Genomic DNA, 25,783 nt, shown 5'->3' with positions numbered 1-25,783 from the left:
CTAGCAATGCTCCTCGATGTAACCCATAGATCGGAATATTGGTCGTTACAGATCCGATGGCACAAACCTGCATCATCGCGCCTGATTGAGATTGGTTGGCAAATATGTCCTGGATTGCCACAATAGATCTCTCATGATTAATGGCCCCGCTAGAGCATGATGCCGAAACGTGGAGACGTTGAATCGGATTCCAGGCGACGGACCAGCGGGAATTACGCGGGGCGATCAGAAAACGTCCGGATTACAAATGGACAGGGTTGAATGCGTGGTTGTGGGCGCAGGCGTGATCGGGCTTGCGATCGCGCGACAGCTCGCGCGATCCGGCCGCGAGGTTATCGTTCTCGAAGCTGCGGACAACATCGGAACGGAAACGTCGTCGCGCAACAGCGAGGTGATCCACGCCGGTATCTACTATCCCGCCGGCAGTCTGATGGCGCGGACTTGCGTCAGCGGACGCCCCGCCCTCTACGCTTATTGCCGGGAACACGGGATTCCACACCGCACCTGCGGCAAGCTGGTGGTTGCGACCACCGAACGTGAGGTCGACAGGCTGCGGGCCATCAGAGCTCACGCGGAGGCCAATGGCGTCGAAGACCTAGAGTTCCTGAGCGGCGGCGATGCCCGCGCGCTCGAACCGGCGCTGCACTGCGTGGCCGCGCTACTATCTCCGTCGACAGGCATTATCGACAGTCACGCCTTTATGCTTGCCTTGCGCGGTGACGCCGAGCGGGACGGTGCGACGTTCGCATTTCTTACCCCCTTGTTGGGCGCCAAGGCGACGCCTCATGGGCTGGAAATCGAAACCGGCGGCGACTCGCCGATGACACTCGGCTGCGATCTGCTGATCAATGCCGCTGGCTTGGGCGCTCCGGCGGTGGCACGCCGTATCGAAGGCATGCCCGTAGACCGGATTCCACCCGCTTATCTCGCCAAGGGAAGCTATTTCAGTTGCAGCGTCCGTGCGCCGTTTTCGCGCCTGATCTATCCGGTCCCGGAGCCCGGCGGCCTTGGCGTGCATCTCACGCTCGACCTTGCCGGCCAGCCCCGCTTCGGCCCCGATGTGGAATGGATCGAGATACCGAACTATGACGTCGATCCGGGGCGGGCAACCCAGTTTTACCCGGCAATCCGGCGCTACTGGCCTGACCTGCCTGATGGTGCCCTGATCCCCGCGTATTCTGGAATCCGTCCCAAGATCGTGCCGCCGGCGGTTGCGGTGCAGGACTTCATGATCGAGGGACCCGCAGACCACGGCCTGACCGGGCTGATCAACCTGTTCGGGATTGAGTCGCCCGGCCTGACCTCGTCACTTGCGATTGCCGACCATGTCGCTGCCTTGGCCGTGAAATAGCGAACAAGGCTGATTGAAAACAGGCAACAGTTATCGAGCGGAGCGTCTCCCCTTTAGGCGATAGCTGGCACTATCGTTTGGGGCTCCGCCCGCGCGAACCGGCAGCAGCAAAACGGCTACTGACTCCATGACCCTAAAAGTGAGAGGAGAGGTCGAGAGTTTAGTGGACGGTCCCGGCTGTGGAGAACTTGAGTCGTTCGATCTCGTCCTTGAGCATCAGTTTTCGGCGCTTCAACTCGGCAATCCTCGTGTCGTCGGTGGAAAGGTGCCTGAGAGCATCGTGCAATTCGCTTTCCAGGATTCGATGTTTCCGTTCCAGTTCAGCGAGATGCGCCTGAATTGCCATTCGAACCTCCTAGGTGAGATTAGACCCCCAGATTCGCTCCGAACAGTAAAGTCTACATGAATGGCGACGACTGTCGATGGGGCAGAAAGGCCCGTCGATCATATTTGTGAGATTCCAAAATGAACCCGCCCGCATGGAACCCGGCGACTTGCGCGCAGCGCGGGCACGGGAGATAATTCGCGGAGTAGAAACTCCCCCAACCCTTCGCAAACTCTTCGCGATTCAAGTCAGTACGTCATCATGACCGACGAAGAAGAGCGTGAACTCGGAGCCGAGCTCGCCCGTCTGCAACAGGAACACCGCGACCTGGATGCCGCCATAGATGCGCTGCATCAATCGCCTGCACCCGATTTGCTGCGGCTACAGCGGCTAAAGAAGCGTAAACTGCAGTTGCGTGACCGCATCTCCTTCATCGAAGACCAGATCACGCCGGATATTATTGCCTGAACGCTGCGGTCGTCGGAGATAAACGTCAGTGACTCCCCAACCGGCCGCAAGGCATGACCCGTTCAACGACAGCGCCGCTGCGCCTTGCGAACATACATTTCGCAGTCGGCCTGCTCCAGCGCGCTCGCCGCGTCGATGTGCGGTCCGAGCATGGCGACCCCGATCGAGGCTCCGGTTGTGATCGCCTCTCCACGGAAAGTCAGTGTCAGCCGGTCGATGGTTTCTTCGAGCATCGACGCCTTCGCTTTGGCGTCGGTCTCGCTGAGATTCCACAATAGCACCGCGAACTCGTCGCCGCCGAGCCGCCCTATCAGGTCGGAGGATCGCACGTCTCGCGACAGTGCCCCGACCACGGCTTTCAGCACCGCATCTCCCGCCGCATGACCGAAGGCGTCGTTGATGGGCTTCAAGCGATCAACGTCGAGCACGAACAACGCACCGCTTGCATGATAACGTCGGATGTAGGCTACCGAGCGGTGCACCTCGCGTTCGAAGCCGCGGCGATTGAGAACGCCCAAAAGATGATCGGTATCCGCAGAGGCCTCGAGATCCGCAATCCGCGCCTGGGCCGCCGCGAGCCGGGATTTGAGGCGGCGGACGGCCGCCCTAGCATCTACCGCCAGATCAGGTTTTGCCGTTTGGCGCTCGGGTCCGAGCGCTGCCAGCTGCGCGGCAGACGCTGCCTTGCGATGACTAGCCTTCCGCTTGACGGTCGGGGACCGAGCCGCTTTAGGTGTCTTTTTCATCGTCGCAAGGCTTGCCGCCGTTCACCAAGAAAGGATAGTTCATTCCCAGCTGCTTGCCTCGTCAAGACGCCTTCCTATAATTCGGATCGATTTCTGGATTCCCGAACAAACAAATAGATAAATGACCGCCGTTGTCGCCATCATCATGGGAAGCCAGTCGGATTGGGAGACCATGCGCCACGCCGCGGAAACGCTGGCCGCGCTCGGCATCACCAGTGAAAGCCGGATCGTCTCCGCGCACCGCACACCTGAAAGACTGTTTACATTCGCCAGGGGCGCCAAGGCCGAGGGGTTCAAGGTCATCATCGCGGGCGCGGGCGGCGCGGCGCACCTGCCCGGCATGGCTGCATCGCTGACGGAACTTCCGGTGCTTGGCGTGCCCGTCGAGTCCAGGGCGCTTGCCGGGATCGACTCGCTCTATTCCATGGTGCAGATGCCGGCCGGCGTTCCAGTGGGAACGCTCGCGATCGGCAAGGCCGGCGCCATCAATGCGGCGCTGCTGGCGGCAAGCGTGCTGGCGCTCAATGACCCATCGCTCGCTGGCCGCCTTGCCGCCTGGCGCAAGCGGCAGACGGATGCGGTAGCCGAGCGCCCGGAGGAAACAGCGTGATTGGTTCTCGGCGGCCGACGCTCAAACCGGGAGGCACCATCGGAATTCTCGGCGGTGGTCAGCTCGGCCGGATGCTGGTCTTGGCGGCCGCACGCCTCGGCCTCAAGTGTCAGGTGTTCTCGCCGGACCCGGACTCCCCGGCGTTCGACGTTGTGCAGAACGCCACCTGCGCAGAATACGCCGACGTCGAGGCGCTCGAACTGTTCGCAGCCGATGTCGACGTGATCACCTATGAATTCGAAAACGTCCCGGCGGCCACCGCGATGATCCTCGCCGCACGCCGGCCGGTGCTGCCAGATCATCGTATCCTGGAAACGGTGCAGGACCGTTTGCTTGAAAAGAAATTTGTCGCGGGTCTTGGGATCGGTACCGCCGCCTATGCCGACGTGGCGTCGGCGCAGGGTCTTCGCGAAGCAATCGACGTCATCGGCCTTCCCGCCGTGATCAAGACCCGTCGCTTCGGATACGACGGCAAGGGACAGGCCATCATTCGCGCGGGCGACGATCTTGATCAGGTGTGGGACGATCTCGGCACCAAGTCCGCAATCGTCGAGACCTTCGTGCCGTTCGAGCGTGAGATTTCCGTAATCGCCGCGCGCGGTGTCGATGGGCGTGTCGAATGTTTCGACGTAACCGAGAACGAGCACCACGATCACATCTTGAAATATTCGCGCGCGCCGGCCGCGATTCCTGATGCGCTCGCCGCGCAGGCTCGCGACACGGCAGAGAAAATTGCCATTTCGCTTGATTATGTCGGTGTACTGGCCGTGGAAATGTTTGTGGTACCCGGCGCGAGCGGGCCAACGCTGCTCGTCAACGAGATCGCACCACGAGTCCACAACTCCGGTCATTGGACGCTCGATGGCGCCTCGGTCTCGCAATTCGAGCAGCATATTCGCGCAGTCGCCGGCTGGCCGCTCGGCAAGCCAGTCCGGCAGGGTAGCGCCGTCATGACAAACCTGATCGGCAAGGACGTCCTCGATTACGGGCGGTGGCTCACCGTGCCCGGCACTGCCGTTCACATTTACGGCAAGGGCCTCCCGCTCCCCGGTCGCAAGATGGGGCATGTGACAGAGGTGAAGGGCCGCGACTGACAACGGTGCTTACGCCGAAACGCTCATCATGCCCGGAGAAGAATCTTCACCGGGGAGAGGATTGCCGCGCCAAGCCCGGCAATGACGCTCAGGAATAACCCGCTACTTTCCCGCGACGACGCCTTCCGGCTCAGTGCTCAGCCCGCGATAGACCACGCCGCCGATGATGCCGCCGATCAGCGGTGCTACCCAGAACAGCCAGAGCTGCTCCAGAGCCCAGCCGCCGACGAACAGTGCGGGACCGGTGCTGCGCGCCGGATTCACCGACGTGTTGGTCACGGGAATGCTGACAAGGTGAATCATCACCAGCGCAAGTCCGATCGCCAGCGGCGCGAAACCCGCCGGAGCCTTGCCATGGGTCGATCCCATGATGACGAACAGAAACATGGCCGTCATTGTCACCTCGGTGATAAAGCAAACCATGAGGTTATAGTGACCGGGCGAGTGCTCGCCGTAGCCATTCGATGCGAAACCTTTGGTTACGTCGAATCCTGCCGCACCGCTGGCGATCACATAGAGCAGCGCCGCGCCAGCGACCGCCCCGATCACCTGCGCAATAACGTACGGCACCACCTGCCCTGCAGGAAACCGGCCACCGGCGGCCAAACCCACTGTGACCGCTGGATTGAGATGACAACCTGAAATATGCCCGATCGCGTAGGCCATGGTGACAACGCTCAGACCGAAAGAAAAAGCCACGCCCAGCAGCCCGATGCCGACTTGCGGAAACGCGGCCGCGATAACCGCGCTGCCGCATCCCATAAACGTCAGCCAGAAAGTGCCAATCAGTTCGGCCGCGTATTTCCTGACATCCATGACACGCCCTCCTCGGTTGCGGGGGGATCACACCACCCGAATTCAGGTCCTATAGAAACCCGATATGAGACTTCCTAAAACCCCAATGGTCGTTCTTTGGGGGAATTCCACCTGAATTTTCGGCTTTTTTCCCGCACCCAACAATCGCCTATGGTGGACATCCGCGCCTTGATCTGATACATCGGCGCCCTTGACGCTGAGGGCTTGGCCTTTGTCGGCCCTCCGCTGTCTGAAAAATTCTCACCGTAGTTGAAAAGAGGATGCCGCGTGCAGGTTCTCGTTCGCGATAACAATGTCGATCAAGCTCTCAAGGCGCTGAAGAAAAAGATGCAGCGTGAGGGAATTTTCCGCGAAATGAAGCTCCGCGGCCATTACGAAAAACCCTCGGAAAAGAAGGCTCGCGAAAAGGCCGAGGCCGTGCGCCGCGCCCGCAAGCTTGCACGCAAGAAGATGCAGCGCGAAGGTCTACTGCCCATGAAACCGAAGCCGGTTTTTGGTGCCGGACCCGGAGTCGGCCGGGGCGGTCCAGCCGCTGGCCCTCGTGGACCGCGCTGAACAATTACTGCAAGTTCGATATTGAATTCAACGCGGGCTTTAGGCCCGCGTTGTTATTGCTGCATGCTGATTTCTGTGACTACCGCGGCAGCACCGTCTCGACGACCGCTTTCGCGGCCGAAAGCATATCGTCGGCGACAGTCTGAGCCCGCGTCGCCGGCGCTGGCTCGTTGGCCTTAAGATCGAACGGCCGAGATGCTTGCGGGATATTTTCAGGGGGAACCGGCAGCCGCGCACGGTCGGCCTGCTCCAAAGGCGTCCCCTCCCCAGCTCCGGCCGGATTAAACCTGCTTGTTTCCACTTTGGGCGTAGACGCCTGGATCGCTGATGGAAGCGACTCCGCTGCCTGAGGTGCGGCATGCGTGACCTCTTGGTGTCGCGAAGGCGCGACCGACTGACGATCGGCATCCTGCTGCGCTCGAGGAGGCCCCTCTGATCGAGGACGCACCGCCTCGACCTCCAAGGACGCCTCGGTCGGGTTGTGTAGCCGATCGATCGCGGCCCGCGCGAGATCGTTGGCATCCGCGGTCGAAGCCGCTTGTGCCGGAGCGATCGGCATCGGCCTGACCTTGGCAGCCTTCTCGTGCTGCGGCGCTTGGTGCTTTTTCGTGTCGGCCGGCAAACTCGCCGCCCGCTTCTCGGCAGGTTTCGCTGCGGCAGCCTCGGATGGAATCTTCTCGGGCTGGACCTTCTCGTCAGGCGCCGTGGCGCTTTCTTTCCCGGAAATATCTCCCGCCCGGACCTTGGCCTCGGAATCGGTGTCGCCCGCTTTGTCGGAAATCGCGGCCGACGCCGCAGCAGCCGGCGGCGTATCCGGCTTAACGGCGATGTAATGGTTCACAATGTAGGCGGCTGTCACCGTCGCAATGATAGAAGGCAATATTTTTTCAACAAAGTATTTCAGCATGATCGGCTTCTCCCGCGCTGTCTGTGGGAGAGTTTTTGGGCCGATTAAGGGATCAATCGCGACGGATCGGAGGCAAACGATGGTCCTTCACCATTTCGTGTTGCTTGATCCGGCGGTTTGCCGACCTATTGCGAGAAGTGGGGTATTCGGGAACGATGGCGATGTCGAAACCCGACCGACCCAAGCAGGGAAGCGAAACCGCCAGCGCGGTAAAATCCACGCCGGCATCGGCATTGGAAAAGTTATCTGGCACGCTTACTGGCGCTCTTTTTTGCCTTCTTCGCCTTTGCCTTCTTCACCCTTACCTTCTTCGCCGTTGTCTTCTTTTTGCCGGCAGTTTTCTTTCTGACGGTCTTCTTGGCAGCGAGAAAGGCACCGACTTTCTTCGCGGAGCGTCCGACCTCCCCAACCGCGGCGCGAAGCCGTGCTGGCGTCACCTTGAACTTCTTCGACCAGTAGCTGACTTCATAGGGTTGGGTCAGCGCAATCAGTGCCCGGTCGTTCGTCGAACGTTTTTGCAGCTTGAGGTAGGCTTCGACTGTTTTGGCGGAGCGGCCGACAGCCTTGACGGCGGCCTTCAGTTTTAACGGCGTGACTTTGAATTTTCTGGACCAGTAACGGACCTCGTAGGCCTCACCCAACGCGATCAAGCGACCATCACTTCCGCCGCGCTTCGCCTTGTCATCCGCCATACCGGCCTCCACTGTTGAATAGCGCCGAATTACATTCCCTTGACGATATTCTCCGTCATCTTCTTGGCATCGCCAAGCAGCATCATGGTGTTGTCCCGATAGAACAGTGGATTATCGATGCCGGCATAGCCCGATGCCAGCGAGCGCTTGATGAACATCACCGTGCCAGCTTTCCAGACCTGCAACACCGGCATGCCATAGATCGGCGAAGACTTATCCTCCTCCGCCGCGGGGTTGGTCACGTCGTTGGCACCGATGACGAAGGCCACGTCGGCCTGCGCGAATTCCGAATTGATGTCCTCGAGCTCGAACACCTCGTCGTAAGGCACGTTGGCCTCGGCCAGCAGCACGTTCATGTGGCCGGGCATCCGGCCGGCCACCGGATGAATCGCGTACTTCACCTCGACACCCTCCTTCTTGAGGTTGTCGCCCATCTCGCGCAGCGCGTGCTGCGCCTGCGCCACCGCCATGCCGTAGCCGGGCACGATGATGACCTTCTGTGCGTTCTTCATGATGAAGGCGGCGTCATCCGCCGAGCCGAGCTTGGCTGGCTTCTGTTCACCGCTGCCGCCACCGGCCGCCGCCGTCTCACCGCCGAAGCCACCCAGGATCACCGAGATGAACGACCGGTTCATGGCGTGGCACATGATGTAGGACAGGATCGCGCCAGAGGAGCCGACCAGCGCGCCCGTGATGATCAGCGCCGAGTTGCCGAGCGTGAAGCCGATGCCGGCCGCAGCCCAGCCGGAATACGAGTTCAGCATCGAAATCACGACCGGCATGTCGGCGCCGCCGATTGGGATGATCAAGAGCGCGCCGAGCAGAAGCGCCAGAATCACGATCAGCCAGAAATCGAGCGCGCTGCCGGACATCACCAGCCCGACGATGAAGAACGCCAGCGCGAGTCCGAGCACGATGTTGATGATGTGACGTGCCGGCAGGATAATCGGAGCGCCGCTCATGCGGCCCGACAGTTTCAAGAACGCGATCACCGAGCCGGTGAATGTCAATGCGCCGATGGCAACGCCGAGCGACATCTCGATCAGACTCTGCGCATGGATGTTGCCGGGTGTGCCGATTCCGAAAGCCTCGGGCGCATAGAACGCGCCGGCGGCCACCAGCACCGCCGCCATGCCGACCAGCGAGTGGAATGCCGCGACCAATTCCGGCATCGACGTCATCGGCACCCGGCGCGCGATCACCGCGCCGATGCTGCCGCCGATCGCAACACCGAGGATCACCAGCACCCAAGCCACGGCGTCGGCGGGCGGATGCGCAGCGAGCGTGGTCGCAACCGCGATCGCCATGCCGGTCATGCCGAGGAAATTGCCTTTCCGACTGGACGCCGGACTGGACAACCCCCGCAGCGACAGGATGAACAAAACGCCGGCGACGAGATAAAGAAGCGCGGAGAGATTGGCGTTCATGGCGTCTGCTATCTCCCGGGCATTCCGTCATGCCCCGTCTTGCGTCGAGCATCCCGGCTTTTTCTTATCAATAGAACGCGGACATTCTGGTCATCCGCACGAAGACGCGCTTCACGCGCACGCCCGATCATCACGACTTCGCTTGCCGACAATCGTCCCATCGCGGATCGGCCTACTTCTGCTTCTTCTTGTACATCGCCAGCATTCGCTGGGTGACGAGAAAGCCGCCGAAGATATTCACGCAGGCAAAAACCAGAGCGACGAAGCCGAAAGCCCGCGCCCAGCCCGAGCCTTCTGAGATCATGCCGACGCCGACGGCGAGCAGCGCGCCGACCACGATCACCGACGAGATCGCATTGGTGACCGACATCAGCGGAGTATGCAGGGCCGGCGTCACCGACCACACCACGAAATAGCCGACGAATACGGCTAAAACGAAAATCGACAGCCGAAAAACAAAGGGATCGACGGCCTGCACGACATGTTCCATGGAGGCATTCCTATTCGTCGTTTCCGAGCGTGCGAGAGGCGTGAATGGCAACCCCGGAAATGAACGCGCACGTCGTGTTCTCCGGAACAATCCGCGGACCGGCTGGGCTCATGATCATCATGCGCTTTTCGGCTGGAAGTTCGGATGAATGATCGCGCCATTCCGGGTCAGCGCGGTGGCCTTGACCAATTCGTCGTCCCAGTTCACCGCAAGCGCCTTGGTCGTCTTGTCGACCAGCGTCTCAATGAATGAAAACAGGTTGCGGGCATACAAGCTGGACGCCGAGGCGGCGACGCGGCCAGCGACGTTAGTAAAGCCGATAATCCTTACACCATTGAGATCGACGACCTCACCCGCCTGGACGCCTTCAATGTTACCGCCGCGCTCGACCGCGAGATCGACCAGCACCGAGCCGGGCTTCATCGAGCGCACCATCTCCGCGGTCACGAGCCTCGGCGCCGGGCGTCCGGGAATCAACGCCGTCGTGATGATGATGTCCTGCTTCTTGATATGTTCAGTGGTTAGCGCCGCCTGCTTAGCCTGATACTCTTTCGACATTTCCTTGGCATAGCCGCCAGCGGTCTGCGCGTTCTTGAACTCCTCGTCCTCTACGGCGAGAAATTTGGCGCCAAGGCTTTCCACCTGTTCCTTGGTGGCGGGACGCACGTCGGTCGCGGTGACCACGGCGCCGAGACGGCGCGCGGTGGCGATCGCCTGAAGGCCGGCAACGCCGACGCCCATAACGAATACCTTCGCAGCAGGCACGGTGCCGGCGGCCGTCATCATCATTGGAAATGCGCGGCCGAACGCCTCGGCGGCCTCGATGACGGCCCGATAGCCGGCCAGATTTGCCTGGCTGGACAGCACATCCATCACCTGGGCGCGCGTGATACGCGGCATCAGCTCCATTGCGAAAGCCGACACGCCAGCATCCGCGATCTTTTTTAGTGCAGCCTCGTTGCCGTAGGGATCCATGATCGCGATCACCAGAGCGCCACGCTTGTAGCGCGCCAGCTCGGATGCCTCGGGCCGCCTCACCTTAATAACAAGGTCGGCGTCTTTCACGGCATCGGTACTTACCACCGCTCCGGCGGCGGTGAAGTCCGAATCCGGCACACCCGATTTAGTTCCGGCGCCCGGCTCGATTGCGACATCCGCGCCGAGCGCCTTGAACTTCTTCACTGTATCGGGTGACGCGGCAACCCGCGGCTCCGACTCATCGATTTCCTTCGCAATCGCAATCTTCATGATGCCTCCCGCAGCCAACGGCCACGCACGACTAAAGCACCAGCCACGTTGCTAGCAATGGAAATCCAGAACGGTCAGAAAGGTCGACCGGACAATCAGGTGAGGAAAATCGCCATCAACGAGACAATGGTGATCACGGCCGCGGTGCCGATCGTCCCAATCTTGATGAAAGCATTATATGTTCCCTCGTGCGCCGGGTAATCCATGCCGTCCGCCGTCGAGTAAACGATTTCGTTATGATCTGACACGTCAAGTCTCCAGCCAGGGTTGATCTTGCGATGGAGGAATTAGCGCAATCAGAGGGACAGAGCAACGGTGCGGCGGTCACCTTGGCGAAGTCATCGCCCCTTTATGTATAAAAATATACAAATCCGGCCCCTCGAACTCGCCGGAAGCCAAGTTTTCCTGGCTTACGGCCCGCCCTTCGCCTGGTGATTTCAACGGATAAAAGGGCAGCACCCCGCCTGTCCGGAACCAGATCTCCCTTCCGGTTGCCTTACGCGTCTGTCGCGGTGGGCCGTTCGCGCCCTAAAGAATCCGCTTCCCGCCAGAAAATACACGCTACGATTGTAATTCAGCTCGGTACCGGCTTCTGAGACAAGGCTGCGCCATTTTGCCGCGCAGCGCGGCGGCCGGCGAGCCAACCTATCCCATCCTCTCAAGCTCATCGATCATGCCGGCTATCACCGATAATCCGCCATCCCAAAATTGTGGATCCCTGGCGTCGAGCCCGAACGGCCTCAGCAGTTCGGAATAGTGCTTGGTGCCGCCGGCCGCGAGCATCGCCAGATAGCGCTCGGCGAAACCATCGGACGCGTGTTCATACACTGCATAGAGCGAGTTCACGAGGCAATCGCCGAACGCGTAGGCATAGACATAGAACGGCGAATGAATGAAGTGAGGAACGTACATCCAGAAGGTCTCGTACCCCGGCTTGATCTCGATCGCGGGACCGAGGCTCTCGCCCTGTACGCCAAGCCAGAGTTGACCGATGCGCTCCGCGGTGAGTTCGCCGCTCTTACGCTCGGTATGAACCGCGCGCTCAAAGGTGTAGAACGCGATCTGGCGCACCACGGTGTTGATCATGTCCTCGACCTTGCCGGCGAGCAGCGCCTGCCGTTGCTTCGCGTTCTTGGTCTGCGACAGCAGGCGCTTGAAGGTCAGCATCTCGCCAAAGACTGACGCGGTTTCCGCAAGCGTCAGCGGCGTCGGCGCCATCAGCGCGCCGTTCTTCGCAGCCAGCACCTGATGCACGCCGTGCCCCAACTCATGCGCCAGCGTCATCACATCGCGCGGCTTGCCCTGGTAGTTCATCAGCACGTAGGGATGCGCCGACGGCGTGGTCGGATGCGAAAACGCTCCCGGCGCCTTGCCGGGACGCACAGGCGCGTCGATCCACCGGTCGGTAAAGAATCGCTCGGCAATGCCGGCCATCTCTGGCGAAAATTCGCCATAGGCGGTCAAAACCATCTTGCGCGCATCGGTCCAGGGAATGACGCCGGTGGCGGCGAACGGCAGCGGCGCGTTGCGGTCCCAATGGGCGAGCTTCTTCTTTTTGAACCAGCGCGCCTTCAACGCATAATAGCGATGCGACAACCGAGGATAGGCCGCGCGCACCGAGGCCACCAGCGCATCCACCACCTCGCGCTCGACGCGGTTGTTCAGGTGGCGCGAATCGGCGACGTCGTGAAAGCCGCGCCAGCGGTCGGAAATGTCCTTATCCTTGGAGAGCGTGTTGGTGATGAGCGCGAAGGTTCGCTCGTTGGCCTTGAACGTCTTCGCCAGCGCCTGAGCGGCCGCTTTCCGCTTCTCCGGCGAGCGATCCTGCAACTGGTTCAGCGTTGGTTCGATCGCGAACTCCTTGTTCCCGACCCTGAATCGTAACCCTGCAATCGTCTGGTCGAATAACCTGTTCCATGCCGAGTAGCCGGTCTGCGACTTCTCATGAAAGAGCTGCTCGAGCCGATCCTCAAGCTGGTACGGCTTGTCTTTGCGACTATCCTCGATCCAGGGGCGATAATGCCCGAGCTCCGGCGCCTGCATGGCGCGCTCGATCACGTCGTCGTCGATGCGGTTGAGCTCCAGCGGGAAAAATAGCAGATGCAGCGACGCAGCCGTCAGACGCTCCGAGACGTCGCCATAGAATTTCGAGATCGCGGGATCGATGCTGTCGCCGGCGTGTATCAAGCCTGCAAAGGAACCGAGCCGGCCCGCGAGATCGTCGATCGCCTCATAGCGTCGCACGGCTCCTGCAAGCCATACGCCGCCTTCAGGGCTCGACGTTTCCGTCGCAAGCTTGCCCTTGTAGTCCGCCTCGAAAGCCTTGCATTCAGCATCGATCCTGTCGAGATCGCGCGCGACCTCGGGCGCATCAATCCCGAAATAGAGATCCGCGAGATTCCACTCCGGCAGACCTCCCGATTTCACGGCAACCGCTTTTTTGGCCGGCTTGCGGTGGGAGGCGGGTTTACGAGCAGTAGCGGATTTGCGTGAGGCGGAGGAAGTACGCGCAGCCATTATCGATCCAGACTTTCTCTATGAATACCGATCAACGGGAGAGCAGTTACGACATCATGATGGCACGACGGCAAACCTTAAGAGCGAATTAATCACCGTCCGCCAGTGTGCCTCGATTCGATACAGATAGTTGTAGTGCGCGGGGAATGCCATGACTGCCACGATTTTGATCGCCGACGATGACGCGGTGCAGCGTCGTCTCGTCGAGAACATGGTGCGGCGGTGCGGCTATGAAGCGATGGTGGTCGAAAGCGGCGACACAGCCGTCGCCGTAATGACGGCGAGCGACGGCCCAGTGATCGACGCACTTGTCCTCGACCTCGTGATGCCCGGCCTCGACGGCATGGGCGTGCTCGCGGGAATCCGCGAGGCCGGCCTCGCCATCCCCGTCATTGTCCAGACCGCACATGGGGGTATCGACAATGTGGTTTCGGCCATGCGTGCCGGCGCACATGACTTCGTCGTAAAGCCGGTCGGCATCGAGCGTCTTCAGGTCAGCTTGCGCAATGCGCTCAACGCCAGCGCACTGAAGAACGAATTGCAGCGCGTCCGTCACAGCCGTGAAGGTCGCCTCACCTTCGCCGACATCATCACCCGCAGCGAGACCATGGCCGACGTGATGAAGGTCGCGAAAAAGGCAGCAGGTTCGTCGATCCCGGTGTTGATCGAAGGCGAATCCGGTGTCGGTAAGGAGCTATTCGCACGCGCCATCCACGGCACCAGTGACCGCAGCGCCAAGCCGTTTGTCGCGGTGAACTGCGGCGCGATCCCAGACAACCTCGTTGAATCGATCCTGTTCGGTCACGAAAAGGGGTCATTCACCGGCGCGACCGAGCGCCACACCGGTAAGTTCGTCGAGGCTTCCGGCGGCACGCTGTTTCTCGATGAAGTGAGCGAGTTGCCGTTAACCGCGCAAGTAAAACTATTGCGCGCGCTGCAGGAAGGCGCGGTCGAAGCGGTCGGCGGCCGCAAGCCGGTCAAGGTCGACGTCCGCATTATTTCGGCCACCAATCGGCGGCTGCTGGATCGCGTCAAGGCCGGACAGTTCAGGGAAGACCTGTTCTATCGCCTGCACGTGCTGCCGCTGACGATCCCTCCGCTTCGGATGCGGCGCGACGATATCCCGAACCTGCTGCGACACTTTCTGGCGCGCTTCTGCGCCGAGGAACACCGAACGATCAACGGCATCAGCGGCGAGGCGATGGCGGGGCTGTCGCAGCTCAACTGGCCCGGCAACATCCGCCAACTCGAAAACGCTGTTTACCGCGCGGTCGTCATGAGCGATGGCACGCACCTTGGTCTATCGGATTTTCCGTCAACCGGTTTGCAGCCCGCTACGGACATTCACCCGGATACCCACGCCGAAGCTGGCGAGCCGCTGATTATGGAGCCGGTTCCGCCACGAACAGCCTCGAACGTCGTAAACGGTAACGACATACCTCTTGCGCCTACGCCAGATCCCGGCAGCCTGCCATTGTTCACTCAAGACGGCGAAGTACGCCCACTCGAGGAGTTGGAAGCCGACATCATTCGCTTCGCAATCTCGCATTACCGCGGACAAATGTCCGAAGTGGCGCGCCGATTGAAAATCGGACGATCCACGCTTTACCGCAAGCTCGATGACATCGCCGCGAAAAATGGCATCGTCGCCAAAGAGGAACAGTAACGAGCTCAAGTGCGTTTTAGGTAAGTTCGGCGCGCGCATTCGAGCCTGATCACGCGAGAGTGCGCGCGGGCGACTGAACCGTTGCGGCGTAGTGACAGACCAACGGAAAATACGCGTCAAAACAACACATCGCGTTGCCAACGATGTCTTTTGAGGTCAGTTTGTCGAGAATCGCGGTTTGCGGCGTTGGCCGTCCGAATCAGGCGTGCGAGTAGCAGCATCCGGGTGTCGTGAAGGCCAAAACAAAGCCTCGACGGACACAGGACAAAAATTCACCAGATTGTTCCGTGGGGACAGTTTCACCCGAGGGTGCGAGAATGCGAGACTACCCGACTAACCGGACAGGATTCGATCGAATCCTGACAGTGCTTGCAGCCACCTTTTTAGCAGTTTCGACCTCGGCCGCATTTGCCCAGGCGGATGTCGCAAAAAAGAGCGCCTCCGAACTCGCAATCGACGCAGCGATTCCAACGCCAGAGCCAGCCAACGTTCCGCCACCTACGGTAGCCGATTTCAAGGCGGATGATGTGCAGCCTGCACCACCGGCGGTCCGCGAGTCGAAGTCGGGCGATCAAAAGACCGAGACGCGCGCACCCGATCCGAAGCCTGCCGGTTCAACGGCAGCCGACACGGCCACCTCGCAGTCTGACACATCTGCGAACGCAACCGCATCTTCCGATGCGAAGCCCTCAAGCGGCCAGCCGAGCTCAAACCCCGAGACCACCGAAACGAAGCTTGACGAGCCCAAGACTACTGCCGCCAAACCGGACGATGTCACCGCGGCTCCGTCAGACGGCATCAAGACGAAGGATGAGTCGAAGAAGGACGCCACCGCGACAATCACCCCCGCGGCCGCACCACCTCACGCGGAGACCGGCGCCGCGACGGCCACCGATCAGCCGAGCGAACCAGTGAAGGCCGCGAACAATGTCCCGCCTGCGGATCAGCCGGCGGCCGAAAAGCTTCGAGCATTGCTCGATACCGAGGCGACAAAATTCTTTGACCGCAAGGCCGAGCGGGCAGCTATCGAGAAATTCTACGCGGCGCGGAGCTATGCGCCACTATGGACCGAGGGCGGCACACTGAATGCGCAGGCTAAGGGTGTGATTGCGCGTCTCAGGGACGCTGCGGCCGACGGCCTCAATCCCGCCGACTATCCGGTGCCCAACTTTGCCGCAGCGTCATCGTCCGACCAACTGGCAGAAGCCGACCTGAAACTGACCGCGAGCATGATGGACTACGCCCGTCAGGCCCAGAGCGGCCGGATGCACTGGTCGCAGGTCAGCGCCGATATCCAGTACCCCGAGCATCCCGTCGATCCCGAGCAGGTTTTGACCAACGTCACCACCGCCAAGGATTCCTCCGCAGCGCTCGGCAGCTACAACCCACAGCATAAGCTTTATCGGGAGTTGAAGCAGAAACTGGCCGAGTTGCGTGGTGTGAGCGATGGCCCTGTCACACAGATCGCGGACGGCCCTGTACTTAAATACACGCCGGAGCGTGGCAAGAAGCACCCCGCCGTGGTGATGGAAGATCCCCGCGTGCCAATACTGCGCACGAAACTCGGCGTGACCGAAAACGCCAATGACACGCATTATGACGCGAAGGTTGCGGCCGCCGTCCGAAAATTTCAGGCGAATGCTGATCTCAAGGCGACTGGCGTGCTTGACGAGCGGACGGTCAAGGCGATCAACAGCCCGAAACGGGATCGCCAGATCGACAACATCATCGTCAACATGGAGCGCTGGCGCTGGTTACCGCGCGAGCTTGGAGCTCCATCACTGGGCGACGCCTATGCCATCCTGAATATCCCGGATTATTCGCTCATGGTGATGCAGCATGGTGCGCCGATCTGGAGCACCCGCGTCGTCGTGGGCAAGCCGGGAATCCATGCCACGCCTCTTCTGACGGAGACGATGAAGTACATCACCGTCAACCCGACATGGAACGTGCCGCCTTCGATCATCTACAAGGAATACCTTCCCGCCTTGCAGCAGGATCCAACCGTGCTGGAGCGCATGGGTCTCAAGCTGGAGCGTGATCGCAGCGGCGGAATTCACATTTCGCAGCCGCCAGGCGAACGCAATGCGCTGGGCCGCATCCGCTTCAATTTTCCAAACAAGTTTCTGGTATACCAGCACGACACGCCGGACAAACACCTGTTTGCAAAAGAGACGCGCGCCTTCAGCCACGGCTGCATGCGGGTTCAGAACCCCGACCAATACGCCGCTACATTACTCAACATCGCCCTTCCGCAAGAGCATTACACGCCGGAAAAAGTCCGGAGCATGTATGGCCGGAACGAGTTTGACATCAAGTTCCCGACTCCGATTCCGGTGCACATCACCTATCAGACCGCGTTTGTGGACCATGCCGGCAAACTGCAACTTCGCGCAGATGTCTACGGCCGAGATGCCAAGATTCTGGCACTGCTCCAAAACTCCAATGGGCGCGATCTCGAAACGGTCATCGCTCATGCCCAGCCGAGTTATTCCCGTCCCAGGGGGAATATTCCGCAGCAAGGAGTGGCCTTCAATGAAACCCGCGGGTTTGGTGGTGGTTTCGACAACAGCGGCCCGTCGTTCTTCGAGCGGCTGTTCGGTGTCCAGACCCCGCCTCCGCAGATGGACGACCGTCGCCGGCGGATATACGGGCGCTAACTCGCCTTTCACGAGCCATCGAAAGCGGATTACTTGATTTAAAACAAGGGCGTCATCACCTGATGGCGTCCTTTTAACGTTAACCACTGTCCACCCCTTCTCGATGACATGGCTCTTTTTTGCCACAGTCAGCGAGCTAATTAATCTTTAGAGCAGGAAGGTAAGGTAAATCGGCGTTAACCGTCCTGCCCTACGACTTGGCTTATGTCCTTTCACATGGGGTTTTCGTGGAAGGGCTTTCCGACTTGATCGTCTTCCGGGTGGGCTCATACGTGCTTTCTGGTCTTGCACGCGGCTTGAAATCGTTGTCGATTTCACGGACGGGCTTCCGCATCGGCCTGTCGTCGCTTCTTTTACTTGCGGGCGCTGGATCGGTGCATGATGCCGCGGCGCTGAATGAAACGCGCACGCTGTCCTTTCATCATACCCATTCCAATGAAGACCTGACCGTCACCTTCAAGCGCGACGGCCGCTATGACGAAGGTGCGCTGAAACAGCTCAATCATTTTCTCCGCGACTGGCGCAGCCAGGAACAGACCACCATGGATCGCCATCTCTTCGATATCCTCTGGGAGGTCTATAGGGACGTCGACGCCAGGCAGCCGATCAACATCGTCTCGGCCTACCGCTCTCCGGGCACCAACGCCATGCTTCGCCGCCGCTCCAAGGACAGCGGCGTCGCGCGATTCAGTCAGCACATGCTGGGGCACGCGATGGACTTCTTCGTTCCCGGCGTGTCGCTCGAAAAAATCCGGTTCGCCGGATTACGCCTCCAGCGCGGCGGTGTCGGCTTCTATCCTAAATCGGGTTCGCCGTTCGTTCATCTCGATACTGGACATGTGCGACACTGGCCGCGCATGACCCACGATCAGCTGGTGCGGGTCTTCCCGAACGGCCGCACCGTGCATATTCCCTCGGACGGCAATCCGCTGCCGGGCTATCAGGTGGCGATGGCTGACATCGAAAAGCGCCGGCACGCGGGTGACGAAGGTACTGCGAACAGCAAGCCGTCGAATTTCCTGATGGCGCTGTTCCGCGGCAAGTCGGCCGACGAAGATGACGAATCTGACGGCACCCCCTCGGCGGAGCCAGATCAGCCAGTCGCACCCGCGGCCTCATCGGTCCCAGTGCCGCGGCCGAAGCCCGGGGCCTTCAAATTAGCCTCCGCCGACGTACAGGCAGTTCCGTCGCCGCCGCCCGCGAAACAGGAGGTGGACGGCAAACCTCAGACCCCCGCCGACATCATCAATTCCCGCGGGTTCTGGGATGAAATCCCGTCGGCCTCGAAGCAGGTCACGCCAAAGCAGGTTTTGGCCGCCGTCAGCGCGCGGCAGGCGGTCTCCACAGCCGACCGGCAGCCGACCGACAATGTCTCTGATGCCTTACAAGCGCTGGCCTATGCGTCAGAGAATGATGTCCGCCGCGCGCGAATAGTGGCGGCGACCGCATCGATCCCGCCCATCCGGCCGGCGACGCTCCCCTCACGTAACCCGATGGCGGTGGACAGCGTGACGACCGTCGTGGCCAAAAGCGCTCAAGGCCAAAAGTCCACCGTATCGATATCCCGTCGTTTAGCACGGGCGACCGCACGCGACAGCGACGCCTGGATGCGTGCGATGATCCTTTCCCCGAGCGCGAGCCGCACAATGTTGGCGACGGTCATGGGCGAGCAGGACATGACGTTGATGCAGGTCTATTTTGATAAGCCGGATCGGATGATCACAATGGCTTTCTCAGACGATTCGCAGATGGGTCTGGTCTGCGATCGATTCACTGGATCGGCCGTTGCCAAGTTGACCACGACCGCGCTCGTGGTGCGATCGGCCTCGCAGCGCTAGGCCGCGGCTCAAACTTTCCGGAAACGACAGCGCGCAGCCCTAGAATCCCTCGCGCATCTCTTTTTGGGCTCCGCTTAAGCCCGGCGGCATCGTCGTCAACGTCTGCAGTCATAGGGGAAATGCCATAAGGCCGCGCGATCCGAGCGGCCGGCCCCAGGCTATTCGTCCTGCCGACCTACGGCCGCTCCCCGTCCGATCAAACTGCGTCGCCACCTTGCTGACCGCCGCGCCAACTACTTCGCCAAACGCAGGTTCCGTTTCAACGTGAGGCAATCATGCTCTAAACACCCGTTTCGCCGTTCGGACCGACGAAGGCGATACGGACCATGTTCGTTGCGCCCGGCGTGCCGAGCGGCACGCCGGCCACGATGATGATGCGCTGGCCTGCCTTGGCGAATCCGTCGCGGAAAGCGATAGAGCCGGCCCGGTCGACCATGTCGTCTTGGTCGTGAGCGTCTTCCGCCACCACGCAATGTACGCCCCAAGCCACGGCGAGCTTACGCCCCGTCGCAAGGTTCGGGGTAATGGCGACCACCGGCGGCTTCGGGCGCTCGCGCGCCATACGCAGCGCCGTCGAGCCCGAACTGGTCCAGCATATGATCGCGGAGAGATCGAGCGTCTCTGCGATCTGCCGGGCGGCGTCGGCGATGGCATCGCCAACGGTAGGCTCCGGCTCGGCGCGCTGCGCGTTGAGCACACCCCGATAGATCGGGTCGCGTTCCACCTCTTCGCCGATCCGGTTCATGGTCGCGATGGCTTCGATGGGATATTTTCCGGCCGCGGACTCGGCTGAAAGCATGATGGCATCTGCGCCTTCGTAAACCGCGGTGGCGACGTCGGAGACTTCGGCGCGGGTGGGCACCGGCGACAGGATCATCGATTCCAGCATCTGCGTCGCGATCACCACTGGCTTGCCGGCACGGCGCGCCATCCGCGTCATCTGCTTTTGCAGGCTGGGAACCTGCTCGAGCGGCAATTCGACGCCGAGGTCACCGCGCGCGACCATCAGAGCATCGGCCATTTCGATGATTTCAGGCAGCCGGTCAATCGCTTGCGGTTTTTCGATCTTGGCCATCACCGACGCACGGCCGCGGATCACCTTCTTGGCTTCGGCAACATCGTCTGCTCGCTGCACGAAAGACAATGCAATCCAGTCAACGCCGGCTTCCAGCGCCGCATCGAGATCGGAGCGGTCCTTGGGGGTCATCGCCGACACCGGCAAATCGGTATCGGGCAGGCTCACTCCCTTTCGGTCGGACATCCTGCCGCCAACGACGACGCGCGTCACTGCGCGTTCGGGCGAAGTTTCCTCGGCGATTAGACGGACCTTGCCGTCGTCGAGCAGCAGGGTGTGACCGGGGCGCAGCGCCGCCAGGATTTCGGGATGCGGCAGGTGAACCCGGGTTCTGTCTCCGGGGCTGTTGTCGGAATCCAGAACGAAGATTTCGCCGTTGCTCAACTGGATCGGGCCGTCCGCGAATGAGCCGAGCCGGAGCTTGGGCCCCTGAAGATCGACCAGAATACCGATCGGACGACCGTAGCTGCCTTCGACGTTGCGGATCGTGGCCACCAGTTCGCGCATCTTGTCATGCGTGGTGTGGCTCATGTTGATGCGGAAAACGTCCGCTCCAGCCTCGAACAGGCGGCGCACCATCGCGCTCTCGGATGAGGCAGGCCCAAGGGTGGCGAGTATCTTGATACGGCGCAAGCGTCTCATGGCTTGCGTCCGGGCAACGCGCCTGGCGTCAGTCCAGACGCGCCCGGAGACGTTCCGCCCGTGGAATCGGGCGCGCCCGGCATTTCACCTTGTGGCAACCCAGGCACGCGCTGTGGCCCATGCTCGCCGGACTCCGTCAATTGTACGGTCCAGGCGCGCTGGTCTCCGGTATCTATCTCGAAGAAGCCGGTGCGGTCGAAGCCTCTGGCGAGACAATTGTCGGTGCCTTTGATTGTGAATTCTTTATCGCGCGAGCACATGAAAGCCTGTCCCGACCATTCGCCGCCGTGGTCGTAATCTAGAGCATAAATATAATAATAACGTGCGATGAGCGTGCCTCGCAGCAGCGTCTCGCAAGCATGCGATGAAACATTCCACCAGCCCTCGGTGGTCCAGCCATCCGCGTCCTTGTAGCCAAGGGCGATGCCGACGCGGCTGGAGGTATTATTGCAGAGCCGAAAGTCTGCAGCTGCGGGCGCCGACCACAGACAGACGACGAGGATGCCGAGGGCAGGCAAGAAGCCCGCGATACGCGCGCGCGGCGAGAACGTGGGAAAGAGGGGGTGGTCTGATGTGGTCATTAGCCGGGCAAATCGTTTCGCCGTGATTTCGCGTGACCTGCTGCGCCTGTCAACGGTTTGAGCTGGCTTTTCACGTCAAGGTGCTCATTTTCCAGCCTATGAACTCCAATTTGCGCCCGCGATATGGTAAAATCCCTGACACACTCCAATTCAACTCAGACAGGCGATGGCGAGATCAGTGCATGACCATTGATGACAGAACGAGAACCGAACTGGAAGCTGCGGTATTCCGTCGGCTGGTCGAGCATCTACAGTCCCGGAGTGACGTTCAGAATATCGAATTGATGAATCTGGCCGGTTTCTGCCGTAACTGCCTGTCAAACTGGCTCAAGGACGCCGCCGACGCAAATGGCGCTGTCATGACCAAGGACGAAAGCCGTGAGGCTGTGTACGGCATGCCCTACGAGACCTGGAAGGCAAAACATCAAGGCGAGGCAACGCCAGAGCAACTCGCAGCAATGAAGAAGAACCCGGGCAGTCACTGATTCGCTGGCGAGCGGCCTGTGGGTCGCTGTGGATGAGCGCGATGTCGCCTTGACGCCGAGCACGCCGCTCGGGAGTGTCGAGTTTCATTCAAATGTGACAGGCGGCCGGCGTATCCGAGCTCACAGTCCCAACTGTCATCTTTCATAGCAGTCATCGTTCATATCAGGAGTAACAGGATGGCCATCGCTGTCGCCGCCACCGAAGAACCCGCGACCAGATTCGCGAAGGACCAGCTCAGGGCCATCATCGAGCGCATCGAGCGACTGGAGGAAGAAAAAAAGACCATTTCCGACGACATTCGCGACGTCTACGCCGAGGCCAAGGGCAACGGATATGATGTCAAGGCGTTGCGAACGATCGTGAGAATGCGCAAGCAGGACGCCAACGAGCGTCAGGAGCAGGAAACGATCCTGGAAACCTATATGCACGCGCTTGGAATGCTGTGAGGCGCGGGCGCGCGGTAAGCTGTCGACCTCCGGACTTGGTCGACCTCCGGACTTGCAGGAGTGTCGCGCAGAGTATCTACGGTTGCAATTTTAGGGCCCGTGCCCGGATTATGTATTCTGGCGTGATCGGCCAGGATTGAAATGGCTTACCTCGACCTCGTCCCTTATCCTCATAATCCACAGGAACGCGAATCGGCCTGCAGAAATTATTCACGTTCTTGGTGGAAAGTGGGGCGACTTCAACCGGAGTGGAATCAGATGAGTTTTGAGGCAGGCGAAGCCGTTATAGATGAGATCGTGGCGTCATGCGACGGCGACATGCGCGGCGCGCTGATGGCGCTCCTGATGATTAACGAGAAACTTGAGGATGAACTGCAACGGCTTTATGCGGCAGTCCGCGAAGGCAATACGCTGCATTAGTGGCCTTCCTCACCGTCGCCCTTCATACGTGCACTGTTCGTCGATCGGGCGATCGTCAATGACGATCTTGGTTTAAATCCAGCGCTGGAGCGTAGCGAAACGCCCTAGGTTTCCGCCCCGGCGATCAGATATCGCGCCCTTCGACCTTTTCAGTCAGGCTCTTGACCAGTTCCTGCACTCTCTCGAGATAGGGATTGATCGCGATCGCCTTGCGGAAGGCGTCAAGCGCACGCTTGTCATCACCGAGCTCTTGCATGACCACGCCGAGACCTGCAAGCGCTCCGAAGTGGCGCGGCTCGCGGCTCAGGACCTGCTCGATATCCTCAAGCGCACGCTGATAGTCGTTGCGCATGTAGTGCAGAGTCGCACGCCGGCTCCATCCCTCAATATACTCGGGATGGAGCTTCAGAACCGCGTCGAGCAGCTTGAGCGCGACGTCGAGTTGTTTGGCGTCCGTCGCCGTTTTCACGCGTTGCATCAAAAGCAACGTCGTGTCGCTTGAAGACTGACTCCACAGCGCCAGGATTTGGGCTTCCACATGTCTGGCGCTCTCCTGGTCCGGCGCGGCCTTGAGAGCTCCCAGCAGAAAATCGAGTCCGCGAGCCGTTTCTTTCGGGCTTTTCAGCAGCCTCGATGGCGGCCGCGGCAGATCGCTTGGCCGAGTGGCCTCAGGCGGCGTGGCCTGCGGAAAGCTGCGCGGTGGGGCTTGAGCGGACGCGACGGCCGGCACTAGAGCCCCAGCGAGGGCAAGCATCGTTAGGACACAACCGATCGCGGAGATTCTCTGTTGCATTCACAAGCTCCGGAAATCGCGCGAGCTTGTCGAGCCTACACTACAGCGGTTCTCCGATCCACGGATCGATCCCACTTCAGCGTCATGCTGAAGTGCTCGACCTTCTTCTCGATCAAGCCAGGCGTGAGGACAATCGAGGTCCTCACGCTTTAGACACAATAAACCCCGGCAAAGCCGGGGCATCAACGAGCTGTGATAACGATTTACGGACGACGTGCCGTAATGGGATGCGCGTGAATCAACCCTGACGAGCCTTGAAACGGCGCTGTGTCTTGTTGATCACATAAACCCTGCCCTTACGACGAACCAGGCGGTTGTCGCGATGGCGCGAGCGCAGGGATTTCAATGAGTTGCGGACCTTCATGGGGAACGTTCCTGATCTTTCAAAGCCCGTTTACGGAAGGCCGAAAACAGAAAAAAGCAAAGCTCCCGGACAAAACCTTCGGGATGCGCGGTTTCTAGGCCATCGCGCCCGGGACTGTCAATCCAAACGGCCCGGCGGCACTTGAATTTCCAGCATTTCGATCCCTGCTGTGCCTCGATCCACATGCGGGATGGAGCGGGTTCCCGTCGATTCAATCTTGAATTGCTTTATCAAGGTTAACGATGCGCGGACATTCTCCGGTGCATAGCAGGAACGATCCCTCGTGCGGCCATACACAAAGTCTCACTTTGGCCGCCAGCGAGGGGGCTCAAATATGACCGACACAGCCAAGCAGGACAACCAAATCGCGGAAACGCCTTTCGGCAAGCGAAGGATGAAACCCCGCGCCTGCATTGTCGAAAGCAAGCATCACGTACGATCCTTGCTCAGCGAAGCCCTCGAAGAACAGGGTTTCATTCCGCATGCCTGCGCAACGCTGGACGACCTCGATACTTCGTTGCGTTCCGATTTCCCCGACGCCATTGTCATCAGCTTCTCGATGAACGGCCTGGCGGTTTCGGACATCTTGAACCTGCTCGCGGTGCGTGCCTGCGCCGCAAGTGTGCTGCTGATCGGCCGGCCGGATGCGCCTGCCGTCAAGGCAGCCTGCGAGCTCGGAAAAAATTTGGCGCTCGACCTGCTGCCGGTCCTGCCGACGCCTTTCAGCGACAGGGACCTGCACGCACGGGTCGCCGCCCTGGTGCCGGCCGCCCCCCCATCGCCACCGGTCGATGTGGCCGAGGCGCTCGGCGCCGGCTGGCTCGAACTCTGGTATCAACCCAAGATCAACGCGCGAAGCCTTTCGCTGGGCGGCGCTGAAGCACTGATCCGGATGCGCCACCCGAACTGGGGGATCGTGCCGCCAAGCCATTTCATTCCCGATGCGGATGATCCACACTTCCGCGCGCTGTCCGACTTCGTCATTGGCCGGGTTTTCCAGGACTGGCGCTATCTCGTCGCCAAGTCGGGGAGCATCCATATCTCCATCAACCTGCCCCTTGCCTTCTTCACGGACGCCAATGCCGTCGAAGTCCTGCGCATGCAGTTCCCGAATCATCCGGCCTTCGACGGCCTGACCGTGGAGGTTGATGGCAGCGAAGTCGTGCAGAATTTACCGCTAGCTGTAGAGGCTGCGCATCGGCTGCGGTTTCACAACATTGGCCTGTCGATCGATGATGTTGGCACGGAATGGCCGGCACTGGCCGCGTTGAACGAATTTCCATTCGCTGAGATCAAGCTCGATCGCAAATTCGTGGACGGCAGCTCTTCCGCGCGGCTCAAGCGTTCTGTCTGCCGCCAGATCGTCGATCTGGCCAAGAGCCATGGCGTCAAGACGGTGGCTGAGGGCGTCGAGACCCGCGACGATTTCCTGGCGATGCACGGCATCGGCGTCGATTTCATCCAGGGTTTTCTGTTCGGCAAGCCGATGACCACCCGGAAATTCGCACGCAACAGTCGTCAACGTCCGGCCTTCGTTCCTGTGGCCTGAAGTGGCGCGTATGGTCG

The 25,783-nt window shown here is 60.5% G+C and carries 26 protein-coding genes; 12 read left to right on the top strand and 14 right to left on the bottom strand.

The window, feature by feature from the left end; genetic code table 11:
* Nucleotides 1-247 precede the first annotated feature (247 nt).
* Nucleotides 248-1,351, top strand: coding sequence for an NAD(P)/FAD-dependent oxidoreductase (locus ACM561_RS05595; RefSeq protein ID WP_425908658.1), 1,104 nt, complete (start codon nt 248-250; stop codon nt 1,349-1,351).
* Between the two features lie 160 nt (nt 1,352-1,511).
* Here the strand turns inward: ACM561_RS05595 and ACM561_RS05590 are convergent, their stop codons facing one another.
* Nucleotides 1,512-1,697 carry a YdcH family protein gene (locus tag ACM561_RS05590; protein ID WP_079446071.1) on the bottom strand — a complete coding sequence of 62 codons (186 nt, stop codon included), beginning with the start codon at nt 1,695-1,697 and terminating at the stop codon, nt 1,512-1,514.
* Nucleotides 1,698-1,937: 240 nt separating this feature from the next.
* Here ACM561_RS05590 and ACM561_RS05585 point away from each other — a divergent pair, with 240 nt between their 5' ends.
* Entirely contained in the window at nt 1,938-2,144 is a 207-nt protein-coding gene (locus ACM561_RS05585; RefSeq protein WP_009799179.1) for a YdcH family protein, read from the top strand.
* Nucleotides 2,145-2,206: 62 nt separating this feature from the next.
* On the opposite strand, the gene ACM561_RS05580 is transcribed toward ACM561_RS05585, so the two are convergent.
* Nucleotides 2,207-2,890, bottom strand: a complete 684-nt coding sequence (locus ACM561_RS05580; protein WP_425908656.1) for a GGDEF domain-containing protein — start codon at nt 2,888-2,890, stop codon at nt 2,207-2,209.
* Nucleotides 2,891-3,011: 121 nt separating this feature from the next.
* Here ACM561_RS05580 and purE point away from each other — a divergent pair, with 121 nt between their 5' ends.
* Nucleotides 3,012-3,500, top strand: a complete 489-nt coding sequence (gene purE / locus ACM561_RS05575; RefSeq protein ID WP_425908654.1) for a 5-(carboxyamino)imidazole ribonucleotide mutase — start codon at nt 3,012-3,014, stop codon at nt 3,498-3,500.
* On the top strand, nt 3,497-4,594 hold the full coding sequence (locus ACM561_RS05570; protein ID WP_425908652.1) for a 5-(carboxyamino)imidazole ribonucleotide synthase: 1,098 nt from the start codon (nt 3,497-3,499) through the stop codon (nt 4,592-4,594). Before purE ends, ACM561_RS05570 begins: the two co-directional genes overlap by 4 nt.
* Before the next feature lie 102 nt (nt 4,595-4,696).
* Here ACM561_RS05570 and aqpZ read toward each other — a convergent pair whose 3' ends face one another.
* Nucleotides 4,697-5,410, bottom strand: coding sequence for an aquaporin Z (gene aqpZ, locus ACM561_RS05565; protein ID WP_425908651.1), 714 nt, complete (start codon nt 5,408-5,410; stop codon nt 4,697-4,699).
* A 267-nt stretch (nt 5,411-5,677) separates the two neighbouring features.
* On the opposite strand from aqpZ, the gene rpsU reads away from it, so the two are divergent.
* The gene (gene rpsU / locus ACM561_RS05560) at nt 5,678-5,965 is read left to right on the top strand and encodes a 30S ribosomal protein S21 (RefSeq protein WP_079446065.1); all 288 of its coding nucleotides are present in this window, start codon (nt 5,678-5,680) and stop codon (nt 5,963-5,965) included.
* A 79-nt stretch (nt 5,966-6,044) separates the two neighbouring features.
* On the opposite strand, the gene ACM561_RS05555 is transcribed toward rpsU, so the two are convergent.
* The 7 genes from ACM561_RS05555 to ACM561_RS05525 all read right to left on the bottom strand — a co-directional run bounded on the left by ACM561_RS05555 (nt 6,045) and on the right by ACM561_RS05525 (nt 13,246).
* Complete coding sequence (locus ACM561_RS05555) at nt 6,045-6,872, bottom strand: hypothetical protein (RefSeq protein ID WP_425908649.1); 828 nt, start codon at nt 6,870-6,872, stop codon at nt 6,045-6,047.
* Between the two features lie 242 nt (nt 6,873-7,114).
* Entirely contained in the window at nt 7,115-7,564 is a 450-nt protein-coding gene (locus ACM561_RS05550) for a DUF3606 domain-containing protein (RefSeq protein ID WP_425908647.1), read from the bottom strand.
* 29 nt (nt 7,565-7,593) lie between these two features.
* The gene (locus tag ACM561_RS05545) at nt 7,594-8,991 is read right to left on the bottom strand and encodes an NAD(P)(+) transhydrogenase (Re/Si-specific) subunit beta (RefSeq protein WP_425908645.1); all 1,398 of its coding nucleotides are present in this window, start codon (nt 8,989-8,991) and stop codon (nt 7,594-7,596) included.
* 172 nt (nt 8,992-9,163) lie between these two features.
* Complete coding sequence (locus ACM561_RS05540) at nt 9,164-9,481, bottom strand: proton-translocating transhydrogenase family protein (RefSeq protein ID WP_011314297.1); 318 nt, start codon at nt 9,479-9,481, stop codon at nt 9,164-9,166.
* A 117-nt stretch (nt 9,482-9,598) separates the two neighbouring features.
* Nucleotides 9,599-10,729: a Re/Si-specific NAD(P)(+) transhydrogenase subunit alpha gene (locus ACM561_RS05535; RefSeq protein ID WP_425908643.1), complete on the bottom strand. Its 1,131-nt coding sequence runs from the start codon at nt 10,727-10,729 to the stop codon at nt 9,599-9,601.
* 95 nt (nt 10,730-10,824) lie between these two features.
* Nucleotides 10,825-10,977, bottom strand: a complete 153-nt coding sequence (locus ACM561_RS05530) for an aa3-type cytochrome c oxidase subunit IV (protein ID WP_425908641.1) — start codon at nt 10,975-10,977, stop codon at nt 10,825-10,827.
* A 397-nt stretch (nt 10,978-11,374) separates the two neighbouring features.
* On the bottom strand, nt 11,375-13,246 hold the full coding sequence (locus ACM561_RS05525; RefSeq protein WP_425908640.1) for a M3 family oligoendopeptidase: 1,872 nt from the start codon (nt 13,244-13,246) through the stop codon (nt 11,375-11,377).
* A 151-nt stretch (nt 13,247-13,397) separates the two neighbouring features.
* Here ACM561_RS05525 and ACM561_RS05520 point away from each other — a divergent pair, with 151 nt between their 5' ends.
* The 3 genes from ACM561_RS05520 to ACM561_RS05510 all read left to right on the top strand — a co-directional run bounded on the left by ACM561_RS05520 (nt 13,398) and on the right by ACM561_RS05510 (nt 19,410).
* Nucleotides 13,398-14,912: a sigma-54-dependent transcriptional regulator gene (locus ACM561_RS05520; RefSeq protein ID WP_425908639.1), complete on the top strand. Its 1,515-nt coding sequence runs from the start codon at nt 13,398-13,400 to the stop codon at nt 14,910-14,912.
* A gap of 317 nt (nt 14,913-15,229) precedes the next feature.
* Complete coding sequence (locus tag ACM561_RS05515) at nt 15,230-17,572, top strand: L,D-transpeptidase family protein (RefSeq protein WP_425908638.1); 2,343 nt, start codon at nt 15,230-15,232, stop codon at nt 17,570-17,572.
* A gap of 272 nt (nt 17,573-17,844) precedes the next feature.
* On the top strand, nt 17,845-19,410 hold the full coding sequence (locus tag ACM561_RS05510; protein WP_425909648.1) for a DUF882 domain-containing protein: 1,566 nt from the start codon (nt 17,845-17,847) through the stop codon (nt 19,408-19,410).
* A gap of 280 nt (nt 19,411-19,690) precedes the next feature.
* Here the strand turns inward: ACM561_RS05510 and pyk are convergent, their stop codons facing one another.
* Nucleotides 19,691-21,127 carry a pyruvate kinase gene (pyk, locus tag ACM561_RS05505; protein ID WP_425908637.1) on the bottom strand — a complete coding sequence of 479 codons (1,437 nt, stop codon included), beginning with the start codon at nt 21,125-21,127 and terminating at the stop codon, nt 19,691-19,693.
* A complete protein-coding gene (locus ACM561_RS05500; protein WP_425908636.1) occupies nt 21,124-21,708 on the bottom strand; it encodes a DUF1036 domain-containing protein in 585 nt (194 codons plus the stop codon). The genes pyk and ACM561_RS05500 overlap by 4 nt, the downstream gene beginning before the upstream one ends.
* 182 nt (nt 21,709-21,890) lie before the next feature.
* On the opposite strand from ACM561_RS05500, the gene ACM561_RS05495 reads away from it, so the two are divergent.
* From ACM561_RS05495 to ACM561_RS05485, 3 genes are all read left to right on the top strand, one after another.
* Nucleotides 21,891-22,193, top strand: a complete 303-nt coding sequence (locus ACM561_RS05495; protein ID WP_425908635.1) for a DUF1244 domain-containing protein — start codon at nt 21,891-21,893, stop codon at nt 22,191-22,193.
* Between the two features lie 177 nt (nt 22,194-22,370).
* Nucleotides 22,371-22,640, top strand: coding sequence for a DUF2312 domain-containing protein (locus ACM561_RS05490; RefSeq protein WP_079446052.1), 270 nt, complete (start codon nt 22,371-22,373; stop codon nt 22,638-22,640).
* Between the two features lie 141 nt (nt 22,641-22,781).
* Nucleotides 22,782-23,060 (top strand): hypothetical protein, encoded by a 279-nt coding sequence (locus ACM561_RS05485; protein ID WP_425909884.1) that lies wholly within the window; start codon nt 22,782-22,784, stop codon nt 23,058-23,060.
* A 124-nt stretch (nt 23,061-23,184) separates the two neighbouring features.
* On the opposite strand, the gene ACM561_RS05480 is transcribed toward ACM561_RS05485, so the two are convergent.
* Both ACM561_RS05480 and ykgO read right to left on the bottom strand, forming a co-directional pair.
* Entirely contained in the window at nt 23,185-23,853 is a 669-nt protein-coding gene (locus ACM561_RS05480; protein ID WP_425908634.1) for a tetratricopeptide repeat protein, read from the bottom strand.
* A 238-nt stretch (nt 23,854-24,091) separates the two neighbouring features.
* Nucleotides 24,092-24,217, bottom strand: coding sequence for a type B 50S ribosomal protein L36 (gene ykgO / locus ACM561_RS05475; RefSeq protein ID WP_011314284.1), 126 nt, complete (start codon nt 24,215-24,217; stop codon nt 24,092-24,094).
* 334 nt (nt 24,218-24,551) lie between these two features.
* Here ykgO and ACM561_RS05470 point away from each other — a divergent pair, with 334 nt between their 5' ends.
* Nucleotides 24,552-25,766 (top strand): EAL domain-containing protein, encoded by a 1,215-nt coding sequence (locus ACM561_RS05470; RefSeq protein WP_425908633.1) that lies wholly within the window; start codon nt 24,552-24,554, stop codon nt 25,764-25,766.
* The last annotated feature ends 17 nt before the right edge of the window (nt 25,767-25,783 follow it).

The organism is Nitrobacter sp. TKz-YC02 (assembly GCF_049852135.1).
GTDB lineage: Bacteria > Pseudomonadota > Alphaproteobacteria > Rhizobiales > Xanthobacteraceae > Nitrobacter > Nitrobacter vulgaris.
This window is presented reverse-complemented; position numbering and strand designations above follow the sequence as displayed.